Source organism: Kitasatospora sp. GP30 (assembly GCF_029892145.1).
Lineage (GTDB): Bacteria > Actinomycetota > Actinomycetes > Streptomycetales > Streptomycetaceae > Kitasatospora > Kitasatospora acidiphila.
In genome coordinates this window covers 235,136-251,038 of the sequence record NZ_JARZAH010000006.1, presented here as the reverse complement: position 1 = coordinate 251,038, position 15,903 = coordinate 235,136, and the positions used below count along the sequence as shown (strand labels likewise).

Genomic DNA, 15,903 nt, shown 5'->3' with positions numbered 1-15,903 from the left:
CTCAACGCGCGCCGGAGAGCGTGTAGGGCACGCCGTCGACGGTCAGTTGGAGGTCGTACGACGGCGAGCCGCTCTGGCCGTTGTGGATGGTGCCGCTCAGGTCGTACGGAACTTGGGTGGCGCCTCCGCCGCCCGGGGTGGTGTCGGTCTCCGTCGTGGTGCCGGAGCCCTGGACCGTGCCGTCCTGCTGGAGCGAGGCGTCCATCGGGCCGTCGGAGAAGTGCTGCGGGCTGGCCACACCGTTGAGCGCCAGCGGGGTGTTCACCACGAACAGGATGCGGATGCTCCCGGCCTGGCTCACGGCGGGACCGCTTGGATCGCTCACCTTGGTGACCGCGACGTAGCAGGCCGGAGCGACGCAACTGGTCCCGCTCACCGTGCCGTTGTACGTCCCGTCGATGTTGAAGGATGAGGGGTTGGTCGAGGAGTTGCCGCCGCTGCCGCCGCCCGGGGCGGTCAGGCCCGGCTGCTGCGGAGCCGTGCTGGCGGGTGGCGGCTTCGGCGGCGAGGATTTGCTCAGCTGGGTGTAGGCGAGGATGCCGCCGCCGACCAGGAGCAGGCCGACCAGGCCGCCCAGCAGGATGGTGCCGAGGCTGTAGCCGGAGGCACCCGCCACCGTGGCCGTGCCCGTGCCGCCGGCGGTGATCTCGGGGAGATGCTGCTCCACCTGTGGTGCTGCGGCCTCGATGACGGACTCGACCTCGGGCACCAGCCCCTCCGCCGAGGACGCCGCGCCCTCCAGCGCGGCCGGTACCTGGCCCTGCGCCGCCACGGCGGTCTCGGAGGCGGTGGTGGCCCCGTACTGCATGGTCTGCGCGGGCAGGTTGGGGCCGGGGATCCGCCCCAGGTCGGGGATGGTGCTCGCGATGGTCTGGCCCGCCTGCTCCGCGACCGCCACGGACTGGGACGGGTTGGGGATGATCCCGCGCGACTGCAGGAAGCTCTCGACACTCTGGAAGCCGCTGTTGGGGCCCATGTACTCCCGGATCACCCGCAGCAGGTCCCCGCTGGAGCTCGCGTTCTTGGCCTGCTGCAGCAACCGGCCGATCCGGCTGGCCAGTTGGGCCATGTTGTCGGCCCGTTCGCCGAGCTCGGTCAGGCCCTGCAGCAGTCTCGACTGGTCCCAGTTCAAGGCATCGTGCGCCACCCGCCCATAGCGCGCGATCGCTGTGGGGTCGCGCACCAGGTCGCGGGCCTGGACCAGGAGACCTGTTTGGATGTTCTGCACGCCATGCAGCAAGGTCTCCAGGTCGCCGATCAGGTTCTGCTGCACGGGGTCCATGGCCGACTAGCCTCCTGTCTCCGGCTGCGGGCCCGCCTGGATGAGGACACCGGTCGGGAACAGCCGCATGCCGTCGTAGACCACCCACTGGCCGTTCTCCAGGTCGAGGATCCACACCACGCCGTCGACCTCCACCACGCCGGCCGGCGCGGCCCGGCGGCGGAAGGTCGCGAAGTCGATCCGCTCGGCCCGCAGGTCCGCCAGCAGGCCCTCGTAGACGGCGACGGCCCGGTTCAGCGCGGCCATCGTGGCCGCCATCTCGGGGTCGACCTCCGCATCGGGCGGCGGGTGGGTCCGCGGTGGCGGTTGCGCCGGCTCGGCGGGCTGTGCGGGCTGCGCGGGCCGTGCGGGCCGTGCGGGCTGGAGGGCGACCAGGCGGCGGCCGTCCACCCAGCCCTGCCGACCGTCGGCACCCGCCACCTGGGCCCAGCCGTCGGGCCGCTGCTCGGCGACCCGCACCGGCAGGCCGGCCGCCAGGCTGTCCACCTGCGTGGTACGGCCGTCCGGGACCTGCCACACCGGCAGGCCTTCGTCAGGGACGACGTGGGTCGCGGTGAACGGACCGGCGCGAGGGGTGGCCGTCGGCTCGCCCTGCTGGGCCGCCGCCATCGTCTTGGACTGGTCGGTCTTCGGCCTACGCATCAGCTCGACCCTTCTCGGTCCCTTCCACCCTCCCACCGATCGTCGCCGCAGGTCCAGCTCTCAGGCCGGGGTACGGGCGAGGGTTTCCAGCAGGCGGGTGAGGGAGGTGCCGAGGCCCCAGCGGGTGGCGAGCTCCTCCAGGGCCATCGGGTCCAGCGGTTCGGTGGGGAGGGCGGGGTCGAAGGCGGGGAGCGGCACGTCGGTGGCGACCCGCACCACCGTCGGGGCGACGTCGAGGTAGGCGCCGGCTTCGATCAGGTTCTTGCGGCGGGCCGGGGTCAGCTTGGCGCGCGGGTCGGTGGCGGCAGCTCGGATGGCGGCCAAATCGCCGAAGTCGGCGATCAGTTGGGTGGCGGTCTTCTCGCCGATGCCCTTCACACCCGGCAGGCCGTCGCTCGGATCGCCGCGCAGCACGGCGAGGTCGGCGTACTGGGCGCCGGTGACGCCGTACTTCTCCCGCAGCAGCTCATCGGTGGTGACCTGCGGCGAGCCGACGCCCTTGAGGGGATAGAGCACCTGGACGCCGCGGCCGTCGTCGACCAGCTGGAACAGGTCCCGATCGCCGGTGACGATCTGCACCGGGCCGGCGGCGCGGGTGGCCAGGGTGCCGATCACATCGTCGGCCTCGTAACCGGGAACGCCGACCCGGGCGATACCCAGGGCGTCCAGCACCTGCTCGATGATCGGCACCTGCGGCGCGAGGGTGTCCGGCACCTCCTCCTCACCCGGCTCGCCCTCGGGGGCCACCCGGTGGGTCTTGTAACTGGGGATCAGGTCGACCCGCCACTGCGGGCGCCAGTCGGCGTCCATGCAGGCGACCAACTGGTCGGGGCGGTGGTCCTGGACCAGGCGGGTGATGAAGTCCAGCAGTCCCCGGACGGCGTTCACCGGAACGCCGTCCGGGGACTTCATGGACTCGGGCACACCGAAGTACGCCCGGAAGTAGAGGCTGGCGGAGTCGAGGAGCATCAGACGCGGTGCGGTCACGCCCCCGATTATCCCAAGTGCCACTGTCAGCGGGGGCGCCGCACCGCCGCACCGCCCTCTCGGCTGACCCGTCAGTCGGGCAGCCGCACCGCCGCGCCCGACACCCGCACCCGCGGGTCGCCGGCGTGCAGTTCGACCCGCAGCTCGCCCGGGCTGCCCATGTCCTCGCCCTGATGGAGGGTCAGCTCGGCCTCCTCGGGCACCCGGCCCAGCTCACGCAGGTAGGCACCGAAGGCCGCCGCGGCGGCGCCGGTCGCCGGGTCCTCGAAGACGCCGCCGACCGGGAACGGGTCGCGCACGTGGTAGACGGTGGCCGAGGCGGGCCAGACCAGCTGCAGGGTGATCAGCTGATGGGCCGTCATGAACGTGGTCAGCCGCTCGACGTCATAGTCCAGCTCGGCCAGCCGCTCCCGGGTGCCGGCGGCGAGCACCAGGTGCCGGGCACCGGCGTAGGCGACCCGGGGCGGCAGCGTGGGGTCCAGCTCGTCAGCGGACCAGCGCAGGGCAGCCAGCGCCTCGGTCAGCTCGGCCGGGGCGATCTCGGCGGTGTGCGGTTCGACGCTGGTCAGAGTGGCCCGCAGCACCCCGTCCGGGCCGGCGGCGACCGCGACCGGCACGGTGCCGGCGTTGGTCTCGAACACCAACTCCCCCGGCCCGGACCGCTCGGCCACCGCGACGGCGGCAGCGATCGTGGCGTGCCCGCAGAACGGCACCTCCATGGCCGGCGCGAAGTACCGCACCCGGTAGCGCCGCTCGCCCTCGGACAGGGCGGTGAGGAAGGCGGTCTCGGGGTAGCCGAGCTCGGCGGCTATCCCGAGCATCTGCCGATCCGTCAGCCCATCGGCGTCAGGGACCACACCGGCCTTGTTGCCGCCGGCCGGGTCGGTGGTGAAAGCCGCGTAGCGCAGGGTCTTGATCATGGTAGAAAGAGTACGGGGCCGGGTTGGCAACCGCTATTGCCCGGCGGTCAGTTCCAGGATCATCACATCGTGCGGCACTGCACCATCCCAAGGGATCGCCTCGCCCACCCTCCGGTACCCCCACGCCCGGTAGGCGGCCTGCGCCGCGGTGGCCTGCGGCCTGCTGTTCAACAGGACCCGCTGGTTTTCGATCCCGTCGACCAGGAGGTGGTGCATCTCGGTGGCGACACCCTGTCGGCGCCACGCAGGGCGCACCGCCAGTTCGAACAGGCCGAAGGTGCGCTTGCCGTCCTCGTGTCGCAGCGCCTCGGGTACCGGCTCGGTGACGGTGTCCCACCAGCCGGTGCTCACCGGCAGCGGATAGCCGTAGGCCATGCCCACCACGGTCTCCCCGTCGAAGGCGACGACAGCGCGGAACCCCGTGGGACGTACCTGCGAGCGGAAACGGCGAAACGCCCGTTCCACATCGGCCGGCCCCTCCCCGTACGGCGGCTCGGCGAACGCCTCGGCGAACACTGTCCGGAGCTGCACCTCCAGCTCCGCCGTCTGGCGACCGTCCAACAGCCGTACCGTCACGCTCATGTGACCCTCCGCTTCCTTGCGGCTACCCCGAGGACCCTCAGTTGCTCCACGCAGTCACGCGATGCTGCGGTGTCGATCATCGCGGCCCAGGATGCCACTGCATGCAGACGGTCCCCGAGCCTGGCCGAGGTGATGCCCTGCGCCGCCTCGGCACTCGCCACCGCCTCCGAACACGCCCCTCCACTTCGCCCGCCTTCATCAGCACTTCGGCCAGCCGAGCCCGGTACAGCGCGGCATTCCGGCTGTAGGTGGGGCTGAGCTGCCGGACGGCGGAACGCAGAAACGGGATGGCACAGGCAGGCTGTCCGGCTTCTACGTGCCACGCAGCAGTCGCATAGTCGACCTCCACTTGCCCGGCGAACGCGGTCCACGGCGGTGCGTCGCCGTCGTTGTCGGAGCGGTCGTGTCATGCCATGGCCTGTGACAGTGCTCGCCTGGCGGCAGATTGGTCTCCGGCCGCCAATTGTGCCCGGGCCTGGCGTAGCGACACCACCGCGCGGACCTTGGGGCCGCCGTAGGCCTCGGCCAGATCCCATGCGGCGTTGGCCGCTGCGACCGCCTCCCACGGGCGCTTACGCTCCACCGCGAGTAGCGACAGGCTGTCCAGCGAGCGCACCTCCAGCAACCGGTCACCTACCAGTCGGGCTGAGGTCAACGCCTCATCGCCCAGACGGTCATCTCCGAACTGGTGACGAACGCCGTTCGGCACACCGGATGCCGGACCACCCTTCGCGTCACCATCCACCGCCAAGCCCCCGATGCTGTGCGTATCGCGGTTCGCGACGGTCCCCGCACGCTGCCGCCCTGCCTGATCGTTGCCGAGGAATTCGACGAAGGTCACCGCGGCCTCGCACTGGTCCACCACTTGACCGGAGGCCAGTGGGGCGTGGCCCTGGGGAGCTCCGGCAAGGTCGTGCACGCCGATCTCCGGTTGGACGGTGCCGTCCCCTAGCCGAACGGCAGGCACATCGACCACCACTCGGTGACGTAGCCTACGCCTTCCAACTAGTGCCACTACCGAGCAAGTTGGGGCTCAGTGCGGGTGGGGCCCGCTGCGGTGGATGGGGCCGTGGGAGTCGGCGCAGTGGTCGGGGATGGTGCTGGGGGCGGCGCCGGCGTCGGTGATCTGCAGGAGGGCCTGGTCGTCGTCCTCGCCGATGTGGTCCACCTGGAGGGTGGCGTGGGTGATCGCGTACTCCTCGCGCAGGCGGCGTTGGAGGTCGCGGCGGACCGCGTGGCAGTCGCCGCCGGGGGCCACCAGGATGTGGGCCGACAGGGCGGGCTGGCCGGAGGTGATCTCCCAGACGTGCAGGTCGTGGATCTCCTCCACCTGCTCGGACTCCACCAGCCGGTCGGCCAGTGCGTTCGGGTCGACCCCGGCGGGGGCGGCCTCCAGGAAGATCCGCGCGGAGTCCCGGACCAGACCGATCCCGGCCCGCAGCATCAGTAGCACCACGATCAGGGAGGCGATCGCGTCGGCTCGGACGAAGGAGGTGGTCAGCATGATCAGACCGGCCACCGCGGTGGCGATGAACGCGTAGAGGTCGGTCAGCACGTGCTGGAACGCGCCCTCCACATTGAGTGAGCTGCGGTTGGCCTTGGACATGCACCAGGCCGCCGCCAGGTTCACCACGATGCCGACCAGTGCGGTCACCAGCACCAGCGCGCCGTGCACGGGTGGCGGGTTGACCAGCCGCTGGACGGATTCGAAGCCCAGCCAGAGCGAGAGCACCAGCAGGGCGACGCCGTTGGCCTGGGCGGAGAGGATCTCGGCGCGCTTGAGCCCGTAGGTGTAGCCGCCGCGGGCCGGCCGGGCGGCCAGCCGCATGGCGACCAGCGCCAGCACGATCGAGGCGGCGTCGGTGAGCATGTGCGCCGCGTCCGAGATCAGGGCCAGTGAGTGGGCGGCGTAGCCGATCACCACTTCGACGGCCATGAAGGCCACGATCAGGACGAGCGCACTGGTCAGCCAGCGGCGGTCGGCGTCGGCCGCTACGCCGTGCGAGTGGCTGTGACCGCCGTGCCCGTGCCCGTGAGCGTGCCCGTGCTGCTGCGCATCGTGGCCCGAGTGGCCCGAGTGGTCCGAGTGGTCGAGGTGGCCGGCCATCGCGTCGTCTCCTGAAACGCCGAAGGTGGTCGAGGACGGGTGCCCTGCACGAAGTGAACCCCAGATCGGAGAAAGATCCAAAGGCTGCATTGGTGACCGTTGTCGTTCCGGATTCGCCTGGGGCGGACAGGGGTGCGAGGGGCCGCCTGGCAGGCACTCTCACCGTAATCTCATACGAATTGAACGGATTGTGCCGCTCAGTTGATTTCGCGTTTATCCGTCGACCCATACATTTCCTGGTGTGAGCGACGCGAAGATTCCTGCCGGGTGGTACCCGGACCCCAAGGACACCACCACGACACCCCGGCCCGAGCGCTGGTGGGACGGCACTGGCTGGACCACCACCACCCGCCCCGGCCCGGGCGCGCCCGAGCCGGGCGCCGACCCGGACGGCGAGCCGACCGCAGTGCTGGAGGGCACGGTGCTGGCGGACGACGGCACCGTGCGCTTCCCCGAGCCGCCGATCGGCTTCACCGACACCACGGAGCACCTGGCCGCCGGGACGGAGTACATGTCCGGCTACCCGGAGGCGGCCCCGAAGAAGCCCTCGCTGTTCAGCCGGATCGGCCGCAAGGCGCTGGTCGCGGCCGCCATCGCCGGGGTGCTCGGGCTGGCGATCGGCTCCGGGGCGACCTACCTCGCGGTGGGCCACCACGACCACGACCACCAGCAGGCCGCCGCCCCCGCCCCCCAGAACACCTACCCGGGCCCGGGCCACCACCGCGGTCCGGGCGGCGGCGGCAACGGCACCGGCGGCGGCAACAGCGGCGGTCAGGGCAACGGCCAGGGCAACGGCAACAGCGGTGGTCAGGGCAACGGCGGTGGCATCCCCGGCATCCCCGGCCTCCCCGGCCTCGGCGGTGGCATGCCCGGGCTGGGCGACGGCACCCAGGCGATCGACATGGCCGACGGCATCTCGCTGCCGATCCCCAGCGGCTGGCAGGGCGGCACCACGAGCGCGGGCCTGGCCGCCCTGCAGATCGGCCAGTACACCTGCCCCGGCAGCAGTGCCAACAGCAACAGCAACACCACCTGCACGCTCGGCGGGGTCAACACCGCCCAGGTCGACGGCACCGACCCCAAGGCCGCGGCGGAGCAGGACATCCAGAAGGTCGCCTCGCAGTCCTACGGCCCGACCATCAAGTCCCACCAGGAGCTGAAGTCCGAGGCGGTCACCGTCGCCGGCCGTAGCGGCTACCTGGTCCGCTGGCAGGTCGACGCTCAGCAGGGCAACAACGGCACCGTGCAGGACGTGGTCTTCCCGACCGCCGACGGCAAGCACCTGGTCGCCGTCCAGTTCGGCTTCGACATCGCCGACAAGGCCCCGGCGGTGTCGACGATGGACACCATCGTCAGCGGGATCAAGGACTTCAGCGGAGCCGGCGCCGGCTCCTCCGGCAGCCCGTCCGGCGGCGCCTCCGGTGGCTCCAACACCTGATCAGTGCACCGCAGTTGACGGACCGCCGGGTAACCGGCGGTCCGTCAGAGGAAGGTCCGCCCCTCACCCCGGTAGGTCGGCACCGTGGCCACCAGCCGGTCGCCGTCCACCAGGTGCAGTTCGGCGAACCGCTCGCACAGCTCCCCGGCCTTCGCGTGCCGGAACCAGACCCGGTCGCCGATCAGCAGGTCGTCGGCGGCCGGGCCGAGCAGCGGCGTCTGCACCTCGCCGGCGGCCTCCTGCGCGTCGTAGCGCAGGCCGGCCGGCAGATACGGCTCGGGCAGCCGGTCCGGGCCGGCCGGCCCCGAGGCGGGGTAGCCGCCGCCCAGCACCGTGACCACCCCGACCCCCGGCCGCCGCACCACCGGCTGGGCGAACAGCGCGGCCGGCCGGCCCCGGAACGAGCGGTAGTTGTCGAACAGCCGCGGCACATAGAGCCCCGAGCCGGCCGCCACCTCGGTGACCGCCGCCTCCGCCGCCGTCCGCTGCACGCTCCCGGTGCCGCCGCCGTTGACGAACTCCAGCTCCGCCACCCGCCGCACCGCGCGCACCACCGCGGCCCGCCGGTCGGCCAACTCGGCGCCGGCCTTGGCCTGCATCAGCCGCACCAGTCGTGATCTCACCGGCCGGCCCGCGATCAGGTCGCCCACGCCGGCGATGTGGCCCTCGTAGGCCATCAGGCCCACCACGGTGAAGCCCGGCCGGCGCTGCACCAGCTCGGCCAGCGCCGCGACCTGCTCGGGGGAGTGCAGCGGGGAACGGCGGGAGCCCACCCGCACCCGACCGCCGAGCAGCCGCAGCGAGGTGTCCAGCTCCAGGCAGACCCGCACCGGCTCGCTGCCGGTCCGGGCCGCGTCGATCAGCTGCAGCTGCGCCGGGTCGTCCACCAACACGGTGATCCGGGCGGCCAGTTCGGGGTCGCCGGTGAGCTCGGCGAAGCCGGCGCGGTCGGTCGACGGGTAGGCCAGCAGCACATCGGTGGCGCCGCTGCGGGCCAGCCAGATCGACTCGGCCAGCGTGAAGCTCATCACCCCGGCGAAGCCGTCCATCGCCAACACCCGGTCCAGCAGCGTCCGGCAGCGCACCGACTTGCTGGCCACCCGGATCGGCTTGCCGCCGGCTCGGCGGACCAGGTCGGCGGCGTTGGCGTCGAAGGCGGCCAGGTCGACGATGGCCAGCGGCGCTTCCAGATGCGCGGTGGCACGGTCGTAGCGCGCCCGGTCAGCGGTGCGCGAGGTCACCGGTGGGGCCGTCGGAGCAGTGGTCAACTGGGCCATGCGCGCAGGGTTTCACACGTCCGTACCGCTGAACAGGCCTCAGCCGCGAACGGGCGACGGCCCCGAACGGGCGACGGCCGCGAACAGGCCTCAGCCGTGCACGGGCGTCAGCCGTGCACGGACGTCGGCCGCGAACAGGCCTCAGCCGACCACGGCCGCCCGGACGCAGAGGATGTCGGGCAGGTGCGAGGCAAGCAGGTGCCAGCTGTCGCCCTCGTCGGCGCTGGCGTACAACTCGCCGTTGCGGTTGCCGAAGTACACCCCGGCCGGGTCGGCGTCGTCGCAGCGCAGCGCGTCCCGCAGCACCACGCCGTAGTGGTCGTCGTCCGGCAGGCCCTGGGCGAGCGGGTGCCAGTTGCCGCCGCCGTCCTCGGTGCGGTAGATCCGGCAGCGCTTGCCGGGCGGCATCCGCATGTAGTCGGCCTCCAGCGGGGCCAGGTAGGCGGTGCCGGCCCGGCGCGGGTGGGCGGCCACCGCGAAGCCGAACACCGCGGGCAGGCCGCCCTCCATCGGCCGCCAGTTGGCCCCCGCGTCGTCGCTGCGGAACACCCCGCCGTGGTTCTGCAGCAGCAGCGTGTCCGGGTCGGTCGGGTCCGGGGCGATCTTGTGCACGCACTGCCCGAACTCCGGGTACTCCTCGGGCAGGAAGCTCGTCCTGATCCCGGCGTTGGACGGCGCCCAGCCGGCCCCGCCGTCGGTGGAGCGGTAGACGCCGCCCGAGGAGATCGCCACGGTCAGCGCGCCCGGGTCCCGGGGGTCCGTCAGGATCGTGTGCAGGCCCTGCCCGCCGAAGCCCTCGCCCCACTGCTCGCGCTGCGGGTGCGTCCAGAGCGGTTCCACCAGGCTGAACGTCTCGCCGTGGTCGGTGGAGCGGAACAGCGCGGCCGGCTCGGTCCCGGCGTAGACCACGCCCGGCGCCTCCGGGCCGGCCGGCTGCAGCTGCCAGAGCCGCACCAGCGAGGCGCCGGTGTGCTCGGGGAACTTCACCGCCGGCCGCTCCGGCTCGTTCCAGCTGGCGCCCATGTCGTCCGAGCGCCACACCGACGGGCCCCAGTGGCTGCTGTCGGCGCCGACCAGCACCCTGGTCCGGCCGCCGCGCCGGTCGATGCCGATCGCGTAGATCGCGTTCATCGGAAAGTGCGGGCCGGTGAAGGCCCAGTCGCGCCGGCCGTAACTGCGGGCCAGGAACAGGCCCTTCTGGGTGCCCACCGCGAGCAGTACCTCGGTCATGGCCACCACTGTGCGCCGACCGCCTGCGACCAGCGGCTAGGCTCGCCGGGTGGACAGTGGGAACGAGCTCAAGAACATTCCGGACCCCGGCTTCGCGGGCGACGACGGCGGTGCCGACCCGGCGCTGACCGCCGCGCTCGCCGCCTTCGCCGCCGACCCGGCCACCGAGCCTGCGCTGCTGGGCGTGCTGCGCGGGGCCCGGCTGATGGTGCCGATCGTGGCGCTGCTCGGCGAGGTCGAGGTGGACGCGCAGGGCCACAAGCACGAGAAGACCAGCGACATGGCGGTGCCGGTGATCCAGGCGCCGGACGGCCGCCGGGCGCTGCCCGCCTTCACCTCGCTCGCCGCCATGTCCGCCTGGCGCGCGGACGCCCGCCCGGCGCCGGTGGCGGCGCCGCAGGCCGCCATGACCGCCTACTCGGAGCAGGCCGACACCCTGCTGATCGACCCGGCCGGCCCGGTGACCTACCTGCTCACCGGCGCCCGGCTGCGCGCGGTGGCCGAGAACCGCGACTGGCTGCCGCCGGCCGAGGACCCGGACGTCCGCACCGCGCTGACCGCGCTGCTGGCCGCCGAGCCGCAGGTGCTGGGGGCCCAGCTGCGTCCGGGCACCGAGACCGACGCGGCGCTGGCGCTGGCGCTGGCCGACGGGGCCCCGGTGGCCGAGGTGGCGCAGCGGCTGGCCGGCGCGCTGGCGGCCGACCCGGTGCTGCGGGTCCGGCTGGCCCGTGGCCTCGACCTCGCGCTGCTCCCCGCGGCGGCCGCGGGGAGCGGGTTCTACCAGCGCGCCTGACCGAGTCCCCAGCGCGCTGGGGACTGGACCTCAGGAGTAGACCGGCCCGGTGAACTTCTCACCCGGGCCGGCGCCCGGGGCGTCCGGCACGACCGAGGCCTCCCGGAACGCCAGCTGCAGCGAGCGCAGCCCGTCCCGCAGCGGGGCGGCGTGGAAGTTGCTGATCTCGGGCGCACCGGCGGTGACCAGCCCGGCCAGCGCGGTGATCAGCTTGCGGGCCTCGTCGAGGTCCTTGTCCTTGTCGCCGCCCTCGGCCAGCCCGCACTTCACCGCCGCCGCGCTCATCAGATGCACCGCGACGGTGGTGATCACCTCGACGGCCGGCACCTCCGCGATGTCGCGGGTCAGGTCGTCGAAATCGGGCTCGCTGCTCACGCCAGGCTCATTCCATCAGGTTGTATCGGTACTCCTGGAGGGTACAAGGACGCGATGGCGACAATCCGTCCCGCCATCGTGTACAGTTCTTAGCGACCGGCCTGGCGCTTCATCGTGCCCGGCCAGCAAGTGGAGGCTCCACTCCGGCAGCTCGCAAGAGTAGCCCGACAGTCTCCCACCCGATCGGCCTCGCGGTCGACGGGTCCGGTCCGCGACCGCGGCCAGTGATGGCCGAGCGTCGCCAGTAATGTCCTTGGTCGGACATTCCGGTTGTGTGGAGCCCTGCTTGCTAGCGAGCGGGGCTTTTTTCGTGCCGCGGTGCCATGCAGTACCGCAGCACGCATGAAGCCCCGCCCAGTGGTCGAAGTCCACTACGTGCGACCGCCCCCTGACGGCCGCATCGCAGAAGGTGCAACCGAGGAGGCCCCATCAGCACCGAGCCCCGCATCAACGACCGGATTCGCGTCCCCGAGGTGCGACTCGTCGGTCCCAGCGGCGAGCAGGTCGGCATCGTGCCGCTTGCCAAGGCGCTGGAGCTTGCGCAGGAGTACGACCTCGACCTGGTCGAGGTCGCGGCGACCGCCCGGCCGCCGGTGTGCAAGCTCATGGACTACGGCAAGTTCAAGTACGAGTCGGCCATGAAGGCCCGTGAGGCGCGCAAGAACCAGGCGCACACGGTCATCAAGGAGATGAAGCTCCGGCCGAAGATCGACCCGCACGACTATGACACCAAGAAGGGTCACGTCGTCCGGTTCCTCAAGCAGGGCGACAAGGTCAAGATCACGATCATGTTCCGCGGTCGTGAGCAGTCCCGCCCCGAGCTGGGCTTCCGACTGCTGCAGCGGCTCGCCAACGACGTCCAGGACCTGGGCTTCGTGGAGAGCTCGGCCAAGCAGGACGGCCGTAACATGATCATGGTTCTCGGCCCGCACAAGAAGAAGACCGAGGCGATGGCCGAGGCCCGTGCGGCGCAGGACGCCCGCAAGGCCGAGCGCCTGGGCCGCACCAGCGGCCCGGACACCGCCGAGGATGACGACGACGCCGCCGCTGCTGAGGCCACTGCCGCGGACGCGACCCAGGACCTGGCGGAGGACGGCGTTGACGACGACGCCGCCGACGCCGAGCAGGCCGCCGAGGTCGCCCAGGACGCCTGAGCCCCCAGGGGCTCCGGCCGGTCTTGAGTGATCCGGCCACCGCGGTACCGGGGCTCCCGCCCCGGTGACCGGAGAACCCCCAGCGCTTGGGCCCGTGTGCGTTAAACCGCGCGGGCCCAGGCGGACCGACGAGGAGATACGGCGACATGCCGAAGCAGAAGACGCACAGTGGCGCGAGCAAGCGCTTCAAGATCACGGGCTCTGGCAAGGTGCTGCGCGAGCGCGCCGGCAAGCGCCACCTCCTGGAGCACAAGCCCTCCACGCTGACCCGCCGTCTGACCGGCACCGCCGAGATGGCTCCCGCGGACGCCAAGAAGATCAAGAAGCTTCTCGGCAAGTGATCGCCCGCCGCGGCCTGACGGCTGCGGAGCCCGGCAGATCCTTCCCGACCGACACGAAGACGGACCACGTGAAGTAGTCCGTGGTCCAACCCAAGGAGTAATGAAGTGGCACGCGTCAAGCGGGCAGTGAACGCCCACAAGAAGCGCCGGGTCATCCTGGAGCGCGCCAGCGGCTACCGTGGCCAGCGCTCGCGCCTGTACCGCAAGGCCAAGGAGCAGGTCACCCACTCGCTCGTTTACAACTACAACGACCGCAAGAAGCGCAAGGGCGACTTCCGTCAGCTCTGGATCCAGCGCATCAACGCGGCCGCTCGTGCCAACGGCATGACCTACAACCGCTTCGTGCAGGGCCTGAAGGCCGCCAGCATCGAGATCGACCGCAAGATGCTGGCCGAGCTGGCCGTCAACGACCCGAACGCGTTCGCCGCGCTCGTCGAGGCCGCCCAGAAGGCGCTGCCGACCGACGTGAACGCGCCGAAGGTCGCCGCCTGATCGGCGTCGTAGCTCAGTAGACCCGCAGGCTCCTCGGGAGCCTGCGGGTCTGCTTGTTGACGGGTCCGCCCGTTCCAACCGGGTCCACCAGAAAGCGAACCATGGCCAGCACCGACACCCCCCTGCTCAGCTCGCTCCGCTCGCCCCGGGTGATCGCCGCCCGCAAGTTGGCCCGGCGGGCCGGCCGAGGCAAGGAGCGCCGCTTCCTCGCCGAGGGACCGCAGGCGGTGCGCGAGGCGGTGGCCTACGGGCTGCTGCCCGGCTCTGGTGAGCACGCCGTGGTCGAGGTCTACGCCACCCCGGAGGCCGCCGAGCGGCACGCCGAGATCGTCCAGTCGGCCCTGAACGCCGGCCTGCCGGTGCTGACCGCCACCGACGAGGTGATCGCCGACATCTGCGACACCGTCACCCCGCAGGGCGTCGTGGCGCTCTGCCGGTTCCTCGACACGCCCTTCGAGGAGGTGCTGCGCCGCCGGCCCAAGCTGGTCGCGGTGCTGGCCAATGTGCGCGACCCCGGGAACGCCGGCACCGTACTGCGCACCGCGGACGCGGCCGGCGCGGACGCCGTGGTGCTCACCGACGCCTCGGTGGACCTCTACAACCCCAAGGCGGTGCGGGCCTCCGTGGGCAGCCTGTTCCACCTGCCGGTCGCCGTCGGGGTGCCGGTCGAGCAGGTGGTGGCCCGGCTGCGGGAGACCGGGGTGCGGGTGCTGGCCGCCGACGGCGCGGGGGAGCGCGACCTGGACCAGGAGCTGGACGAGGGCACCCTGGGCGCCCCGACCGCGTGGATCTTCGGCAACGAGGCCTGGGGGCTGCCGGAGCAGACCCGCGCACTGGCCGACGAGGTGGTGCGCGTCCCCATTCACGGGCACGCCGAGAGCCTGAACCTCGCCACTGCCGCCGCCGTGTGCCTCTATGCCTCCGCTCGCGCGCAGCGTTCGCCCGCAGGGTGTCGCGAGTCGGCCACCGAGCGCTAGGGTCGTCCCAGGCGGGGGCCTGGATGCGCGAGTCGTGTGGGATCGGGAGGACGCCCATGAGCGGCGGCGAGGATCGGCCCATGGCCGCCGGGGAAGCGGTGTCCGGCCTTGGTCTTGAGGACCTGCGGCCGGATGACCTGCCGGACGGCCTGGTGATCGCCGACCGGAACGGCCTGGTGGTCTGCTTCAACGCCGCCGCGGCCCGGCTCACCGGGATCAGCCCGCGGGCCGCCCTCGGCCGCCCGCTGGACGAGGCACTGCCGCTGGAGGACCTGGACGGCCGCCGTTGGTGGCAACTGACCGATCCGTACGGCGGGTTGGCGATCCGCAGCCGGCAGCCGGAGCGCAATCTGCTGCTGCCCGGCTCCAACCGCGAGGTGCTGGTCTCCGCCCGGTACGTCCGTGAGCACGCCAAGGGGCCGGTGCGCCGGCTGGTGGTGGCACTGCGCGGCACCGAGGCCCGGCAGCGCACCGAGCGGGCCCACGCCGAGCTGATCGCCACCGTGGCGCACGAGCTGCGCTCCCCGCTGACCAGCGTCAAGGGCTTCACGGCCACCCTGCTCAACAAGTGGGAGCGGTTCACCGACGGCCAGAAGCGGGTGATGCTGGAGACCGTGAACGCGGACGCCGACCGGGTCACCCGCTTGATCGCCGAACTGCTGGACATCTCCCGGATCGACGCCGGGCGGCTGGAGATCCGCAAGCAGGTGGTCGACCTGGCCGCGGCGGTGCGCCGGCAGGTGGCGGGCAAGGTGGCCGCCGGGACCCCGGCCGAGCGGTTCGACATCCGGCTCGCCGAGGACCTGCCGCAGCAGTGGGCCGACCCGGACAAGGTCGACCAGGTGCTGGCCAACCTGTTGGAAAACGCGGTGCGGCACGGTGAGGGAACTGTCACCATCGAGGTGGCGCCGGCCAAGGAGATCGTGGAGCCGGCCAGTTGGGAGCACCCGGGCACGGCGCCGCGGGTCGTGGAGGGAACGGCGGTCACCGTGAGCGACGAGGGCAGCGGCATTCCGGAGGAGTCGATGCCGCGCGTCTTCACCCGCTTCTGGCGCGGTTCCAAGCGCGGCGGGACGGGCCTCGGGCTCTACATCGTCAAGGGCATCGTCGAGGCTCACGGCGGCACCATCCGCATCGACCGGGGGCTCGGCGGCGGCGCCCGGTTCCGATTTATCCTGCCCGCCGGGGTGCCCGAGTTCATGGTCTGACAGGACCGGCTCCACGGGCCCGGCGGGCCGTCCCCAACCAGGGCAACCACCGGGCGCGACTACACTCGACCTGGTGTAACGCCACCAAGACGAGCAGG

At 72.1% G+C, this 15,903-nt stretch carries 17 protein-coding genes; 7 read left to right on the top strand and 10 right to left on the bottom strand.

The annotated features are described in order from the left end of the window. Window position 1: 1 nt before the first annotated feature. The 7 genes from P3T35_RS12755 to P3T35_RS12725 all read right to left on the bottom strand — a co-directional run bounded on the left by P3T35_RS12755 (window position 2) and on the right by P3T35_RS12725 (window position 6,520). Window positions 2–1,282: a hypothetical protein gene (locus tag P3T35_RS12755; protein ID WP_101379395.1), complete on the bottom strand. Its 1,281-nt coding sequence runs from the start codon at window positions 1,280–1,282 to the stop codon at window positions 2–4. Between the two features lie 6 nt (window positions 1,283–1,288). After that, window positions 1,289–1,924, bottom strand: coding sequence for a hypothetical protein (locus P3T35_RS12750; protein ID WP_101379394.1), 636 nt, complete (start codon window positions 1,922–1,924; stop codon window positions 1,289–1,291). 60 nt (window positions 1,925–1,984) lie between these two features. Continuing rightward, window positions 1,985–2,893 carry a 5'-3' exonuclease gene (locus tag P3T35_RS12745; protein ID WP_101384889.1) on the bottom strand — a complete coding sequence of 303 codons (909 nt, stop codon included), beginning with the start codon at window positions 2,891–2,893 and terminating at the stop codon, window positions 1,985–1,987. 89 nt (window positions 2,894–2,982) lie between these two features. Continuing rightward, window positions 2,983–3,831 (bottom strand): PhzF family phenazine biosynthesis isomerase, encoded by an 849-nt coding sequence (locus P3T35_RS12740; protein ID WP_101379393.1) that lies wholly within the window; start codon window positions 3,829–3,831, stop codon window positions 2,983–2,985. A gap of 33 nt (window positions 3,832–3,864) precedes the next feature. After that, complete coding sequence (locus tag P3T35_RS12735; RefSeq protein ID WP_101379392.1) at window positions 3,865–4,413, bottom strand: GNAT family N-acetyltransferase; 549 nt, start codon at window positions 4,411–4,413, stop codon at window positions 3,865–3,867. Between the two features lie 406 nt (window positions 4,414–4,819). Beyond that, entirely contained in the window at window positions 4,820–5,392 is a 573-nt protein-coding gene (locus P3T35_RS12730) for a hypothetical protein (protein ID WP_101379391.1), read from the bottom strand. Window positions 5,393–5,446: 54 nt separating this feature from the next. Further along, on the bottom strand, window positions 5,447–6,520 hold the full coding sequence (locus P3T35_RS12725; RefSeq protein WP_101379390.1) for a cation diffusion facilitator family transporter: 1,074 nt from the start codon (window positions 6,518–6,520) through the stop codon (window positions 5,447–5,449). A 241-nt stretch (window positions 6,521–6,761) separates the two neighbouring features. Between P3T35_RS12725 and P3T35_RS12720 the strand changes: the two genes are divergently transcribed. Further along, window positions 6,762–7,958: a DUF2510 domain-containing protein gene (locus P3T35_RS12720; RefSeq protein ID WP_280705920.1), complete on the top strand. Its 1,197-nt coding sequence runs from the start codon at window positions 6,762–6,764 to the stop codon at window positions 7,956–7,958. Window positions 7,959–8,002: 44 nt separating this feature from the next. On the opposite strand, the gene P3T35_RS12715 is transcribed toward P3T35_RS12720, so the two are convergent. Together P3T35_RS12715 and P3T35_RS12710 are read right to left on the bottom strand one after the other, a co-directional pair. Beyond that, window positions 8,003–9,199: an alanine racemase gene (locus tag P3T35_RS12715; RefSeq protein ID WP_101384888.1), complete on the bottom strand. Its 1,197-nt coding sequence runs from the start codon at window positions 9,197–9,199 to the stop codon at window positions 8,003–8,005. Window positions 9,200–9,376: 177 nt separating this feature from the next. Next, window positions 9,377–10,465, bottom strand: a complete 1,089-nt coding sequence (locus tag P3T35_RS12710; RefSeq protein ID WP_101379389.1) for a glycosyl hydrolase — start codon at window positions 10,463–10,465, stop codon at window positions 9,377–9,379. Window positions 10,466–10,514: 49 nt separating this feature from the next. Here P3T35_RS12710 and P3T35_RS12705 point away from each other — a divergent pair, with 49 nt between their 5' ends. Beyond that, complete coding sequence (locus P3T35_RS12705; protein WP_101379388.1) at window positions 10,515–11,258, top strand: SseB family protein; 744 nt, start codon at window positions 10,515–10,517, stop codon at window positions 11,256–11,258. Between the two features lie 30 nt (window positions 11,259–11,288). Here P3T35_RS12705 and P3T35_RS12700 read toward each other — a convergent pair whose 3' ends face one another. Next, complete coding sequence (locus tag P3T35_RS12700; protein ID WP_101379387.1) at window positions 11,289–11,633, bottom strand: DUF1844 domain-containing protein; 345 nt, start codon at window positions 11,631–11,633, stop codon at window positions 11,289–11,291. Window positions 11,634–12,061: 428 nt separating this feature from the next. On the opposite strand from P3T35_RS12700, the gene infC reads away from it, so the two are divergent. The 5 genes from infC to P3T35_RS12675 all read left to right on the top strand — a co-directional run bounded on the left by infC (window position 12,062) and on the right by P3T35_RS12675 (window position 15,805). Further along, a complete protein-coding gene (gene infC, locus P3T35_RS12695; RefSeq protein WP_101379386.1) occupies window positions 12,062–12,787 on the top strand; it encodes a translation initiation factor IF-3 in 726 nt (241 codons plus the stop codon). A gap of 146 nt (window positions 12,788–12,933) precedes the next feature. Then, window positions 12,934–13,128, top strand: a complete 195-nt coding sequence (rpmI, locus tag P3T35_RS12690; RefSeq protein ID WP_101379385.1) for a 50S ribosomal protein L35 — start codon at window positions 12,934–12,936, stop codon at window positions 13,126–13,128. A 105-nt stretch (window positions 13,129–13,233) separates the two neighbouring features. Then, window positions 13,234–13,620 carry a 50S ribosomal protein L20 gene (gene rplT, locus P3T35_RS12685; protein WP_101379384.1) on the top strand — a complete coding sequence of 129 codons (387 nt, stop codon included), beginning with the start codon at window positions 13,234–13,236 and terminating at the stop codon, window positions 13,618–13,620. 101 nt (window positions 13,621–13,721) lie between these two features. Next, window positions 13,722–14,597, top strand: a complete 876-nt coding sequence (locus P3T35_RS12680) for an RNA methyltransferase (RefSeq protein WP_101379383.1) — start codon at window positions 13,722–13,724, stop codon at window positions 14,595–14,597. Window positions 14,598–14,677: 80 nt separating this feature from the next. Beyond that, on the top strand, window positions 14,678–15,805 hold the full coding sequence (locus P3T35_RS12675) for an ATP-binding protein (protein ID WP_280705917.1): 1,128 nt from the start codon (window positions 14,678–14,680) through the stop codon (window positions 15,803–15,805). Window positions 15,806–15,903 lie beyond the last annotated feature (98 nt).